Origin of the sequence: Faecalibacillus sp. MSK20_93, from assembly GCF_020589945.1 — a bacterium.
GTDB lineage: Bacteria > Bacillota_I > Bacilli_A > Erysipelotrichales > Coprobacillaceae > Faecalibacillus > Faecalibacillus intestinalis.
Genome location: NZ_JAJDKA010000112.1, coordinates 1 through 2,728 on the forward strand (window position 1 = coordinate 1; position 2,728 = coordinate 2,728).

Genomic DNA, 2,728 nt, shown 5'->3' on the forward strand with positions numbered 1-2,728 from the left:
TATATAGACAATTTTTTGATCTTTTTCTTTTTATTTTTTAAAAAAAAGTAAAAAATAACAATAAATGATTGTTTTTATTGTTATTTCTTTGGTTTAATAGTTAAAATGTTATTTTCTTGTAATAAAGAGAGTTGATCTATATTTTTAAATAAATATATGCTTTGTTGATTTTCTTTATCTATATCAAGATATTCATCTTGATATAGATGATGATCATTTATTAAATGTTGAATCAAGGCAATTTGTTTTTGATCCAAATGCATTCTTTGTTCCTTATTTTCCTTATTATATTTCAAGTTTTTTTGAAATTGTTTACGATAAACACTTGGTGTAATCCCATATAAATCTTTAAATGCTTGACTATAAGCCTTTGCAGACATTCCACAAGAAAATGCAATCTCATCAATCGAGTCTTTCCCCGCTAGTAACTTTTCTAATGAATGTCGTATTCTTACCATTGATAAATATTTTACAAAACTAACACCTGTATATTTTTTAAATAAACGTGAAGCATAGGAGATACTAAAAGAAAGATTTTGAGCAACATCTTCTAAATGAATATCTTCTTGGTAATGTTGATCAATGAATAAAATAGCTTTCATATAATTTTCATGATTTTTAGAAGAAAGTGGTAAATTTTCTAAAGAGAATTCTTGATTTTGACTAATCATGTAAATTAATTTTGATATTACTAAATTTAATAAATAGATGTTATCTTTATTTTCAATAAAATGTAAAAGTAAGATGCCTAATTGTTGTTTTATTTGAAATAATAGAGATTTATTTTGATTTTCTCTACAAATAAGAGATTGAAAACTATGATCTATATCTCCTACCATATAATGAGGTAAATAAGAAAAATCAATATGTAATGTTAAAATAATACTTTCTTTTTCATTCATCTTTAGCATATGAATATCATTAGGAGCAATAATAGCTAATTCATGTTCATAAATAACAGTCGACATTTTTTCTGTAATAACTTCATAATTTCCTTTTAAAACATAAGAAATTTCTAAAGAAGATTGTCTTGAAAAAACTTGTCGATCAAATTGATTAATACTTAGACTTAATGGATATTCAAATTTTTGACCCGAAAAGTCATAATAATAATTCATATTTTGCATAGTCTCATCTCTTTTCATTAATCTCATTATACCATAAAAAAATGGTTAGTTTTCAATACCAACCATTTCATTTTCATAAAAATTTGCTTTATTTTCATACATTTTAGTATCTGCTTCTTTGATGAGTTCATCAACATCGTTTATATTATAGCACCAAGAAACACCTACAGAACACGAAATACCATTTTGTTCTAAATACTTCTTTGATTGTTCAACTTGCTTTATAAAACTAGCTTCTTTAACATCTACTGAAAGAACAACAAATTCATCCCCACCAAAACGATAAGCTTTTCTAGGAAAACACTCATTAATCAAATAAGCAGTTTTCTTTAAAACGGCATCACCTTCTAAATGTCCTTGTAAGTCATTGATCTTTTTTAATCCATTTAAATCAAAATAAGCAATACCAATATCCTTATTTTGACTTTCTTTAATCTTATCAATTCGTTCTATCAGAGCATTACGATTAAAAATATGTGTCATTGAATCTAAATAACTCATTGTTTTTAATTTTTGTTCCTGTTGTTTTCTATTCATACTCTCAGAAACAAAGAAAACAACCGAAGATAATAAGCTACTATTATCACATCTTCTTCGTGGATTATCAACACCCAAAAATCCAGTAATAATTTCATTTTCTATCAAAGGCACTGCAATAAGACTCGTTATATTTTGTAATTTTAAAAGACGATAGGTTTCAGAATTTTTATCAACCTCCTCTTCTAAACTTTTTATATAAAATGTTCCATCAACCTTAAAACGATCTAACCAATATTGAATAGTTTCTAAAGAAACGTTTTGCAAATTATTTATTTCCGGAGTTGCCCCTTCTTCTGTATACTCAAAAAGATTAGATGTCGTATTTTGTTCATAGTCTATTTGAAAAATATAGGCACGATCACCTTGAAAAAACTCAGTAATAAGACATAACAAATCATTAATAGCATCATCGATTTCACTATGATAAGTTAAAGCATGAATACATCTATTTAATGTCGTTGCTGCAAGTAAAGATTCTTTTAATTCTATTTGACTTTTTTCATACTTTTTTGACATTCGATAATAAACAATTACAAAAATCATCACAAGTAATAAAACAAGCATAAAAATAACAAGTAACGGATATTTTTCTATTGCTTCAACTATCATACTAACAACCCCTTTCATTATAGATTATATTCACATGTCAATTAAAAAAATGTCGGTTTTAGACTAAATAATTTTATAGTTTTTCCTACATTTTTATTTTATTCTTTACAGCAACCATCAATATTTATTACAAATATAAGTGTCTGCTGCGAATACATTAGCAGGCACTTCTGTAAAGATTATCATAACGTAAGTATACTTGCCATTATTTTACTTATCCTTACATTCATTTTTTCTTTTTTTGCTCTGGTATTTAAAATAGATTATAGTAAATAATTCCATGTACATCTTTATTTTACCATTTATGGCACCTTATTTTTAAATTAGGTGCGAAATGTCGTTTTTGAGGTGTGAAATGCAAAAAATAAATATCATATTTTTATGATAAAAAAGGGACAAAATAAATTTTGTCCACATGGTAATAATCTTTGAAGATTATTACCTTTTTAGTG

The 2,728-nt window shown here is 25.5% G+C and carries 2 protein-coding genes; both read right to left on the minus strand.

Going from position 1 to position 2,728, the window contains the following annotated elements; translation table 11 throughout:
• Window positions 1-80 precede the first annotated feature (80 nt).
• The gene (locus LJD34_RS15715) at window positions 81-1,127 is read right to left on the minus strand and encodes a helix-turn-helix transcriptional regulator (protein WP_227360340.1); all 1,047 of its coding nucleotides are present in this window, start codon (window positions 1,125-1,127) and stop codon (window positions 81-83) included.
• Between the two features lie 45 nt (window positions 1,128-1,172).
• Entirely contained in the window at window positions 1,173-2,276 is a 1,104-nt protein-coding gene (locus LJD34_RS15720; protein ID WP_227360341.1) for a diguanylate cyclase domain-containing protein, read from the minus strand.
• Window positions 2,277-2,728: the final 452 nt, after the last annotated feature.

Bases quoted from the DNA above. Each gene is read 5' to 3' on its own strand.
- LJD34_RS15715 (WP_227360340.1), bottom strand. From the start codon at position 1,127: ATGCAAAATATGAATTATTATTATGACTTTTCGGGTCAAAAATTTGAA.
- LJD34_RS15720 (WP_227360341.1), bottom strand. From the start codon at position 2,276: ATGATAGTTGAAGCAATAGAAAAATATCCGTTACTTGTTATTTTTATG.